The sequence below is a fragment of the Brevibacterium sp. FME37 genome (genome assembly GCF_014897485.1).
GTDB lineage: Bacteria > Actinomycetota > Actinomycetes > Actinomycetales > Brevibacteriaceae > Brevibacterium.
Window position 1 is genome coordinate 1 of record NZ_JABUYE010000044.1, and the last position, 1,689, is coordinate 1,689.

1 protein-coding gene is annotated in these 1,689 nt (G+C 61.5%); it reads right to left on the reverse strand.

Annotated features, from left to right (window positions below):
* Positions 1–170: 170 nt before the first annotated feature.
* A complete protein-coding gene (locus INT29_RS19850) occupies positions 171–1,568 on the reverse strand; it encodes an IS1380 family transposase (RefSeq protein ID WP_193073268.1) in 1,398 nt (465 codons plus the stop codon).
* Between the last annotated feature and the right edge of the window lie 121 nt (positions 1,569–1,689).

Here is a 1,689-nt window from a genome sequence, read left to right on the forward strand (position 1 = left end):
AGCCTCGATTTTTCATGGGTAGCTGGTTGCCCATGATTCCGGCTCCGTTGCCGCGTACTGACACTGATTCTGCCATTCGAGCATGACACGATCACCGTGTGTCGCCACGGCCTGGCGGGGATCCAACCCCAGCGCTTTCCTCAACTCGAACGAACACGGACTCCACGGCTCTATCCTGGGGCTGGCCGCGGCAGACTCCGCAACCGGTCGAGGCCAGCAACGATGGTCCCGGCCCAGCGGGCAGTCTCCTTCATATGCACCACGGCCCGGCGTGCTGTTCTCGCGATCGTCGCCGGGACTGCGTAGACGTGCATGCGCAGCTTCTTCGGCTCCCACTTGCGGATGTCGTTGGTCGGAAACGCCAGCAACGACTTCCACGCTTCAAGCTCTCCAGCCAATGCGACAACAGCTAACCAGATCTGGTTCTGATCGAATCCCTTCAACGGGAAGTTGCGTAACCCCGAGTCCTTGGCGATGCGGATCCGATCCTCACACCTGGCTCTGGATCGGTGACGGACTTCCAGATCCGCCAACTGCCCGCCCTTCGTGTTCGTCGCGAACGCGGTGACCCGGTACCCGTCGACATCATCAAAGCGCAACTGGGCACCCGGATGAGGACGCTCACGCCGGACAATGATCCGCATTCCTTCCGGCCAGCCGGCCAGGTCGAGCACCCCGGTCAACTCGGCCACATCAGCACCGTCGCGGGGTTCACCGTTGGTGTCATAGGCTGGCTCCCACGCGCCGAGTTCCGACAGTTGCCGATACAAGTCGGGAGTGTTGCCTGGCAGCATCCAGCCCACCGAATAAGACAGACGCCGCTTCGTGAGGAACTCGAGGAAGTCATGGGTGCCACCGGCGGTGTCGGTGCGGATGAGGGCACTCTTACCCGGACGAGGGTTGGCCCCGGGCAACTGATCGAGGATGAGTTTGACCAACTTGATGTGATCGGCAGCGGTGTTCGATCCCGCGTTTCCAGGACGCAGCAACTGGGCCACAGGCTCACCAGTCCCACAGTCCCCGTGGTCGATGAAGGCGAGCAGGGGATGAAATCCGAACCCCTTCTTATAGGTGGGTTTCGCGTTCTCCTTCTCACTGTGTGAGGCGACGAGACTGGCATCGATGTCGATGATCAACGGGTTCTGCGCATCGGCGTTGTGGTTCGGCGCGTGTTGACCGGCGAGTTCCCACACCCGGGTCCGGGCTGTGGCCCGCGCTTGGTTGATCGCTGTCAGGCCCCGGTCGACGTCGGCGGCTAGGGTTTGGATGATCCTGGTGATCGTTGGATTCGATGCCACCGGCCCGTACAGGTCAGGTTCGTCGCGGACCGCTGTGGTATCGGACAGGGCGTCGCCACCGAGTCCGAGCGTGATCGCGAGATCGAGAAGGATCTTGGCTGGGTCATGGACGGTGAAGGGCTTCTTCCACGGTGCCAGCGCCGTCTTCAACTGGTGGTCGAGGCTGCTGGTGTGCACGGTTTCGGTGAGCAGGAGGCCACCGGCGTGGCCGAGGGCGTTGCTGGGTGCGGTATCGATGTGCAGGCGGGGATAGGTGCGGGTAGACTTCACTCTGAGAGTGCTCCTTTTCTAGAGAATATTGATGTCGTCGCAAACATCATTATCCCTGGTCAGGAGCACTTTTCTTCTCTCTGTCCGGGTCCTGGACGCCCCTAATCATGAAACCCCGAGG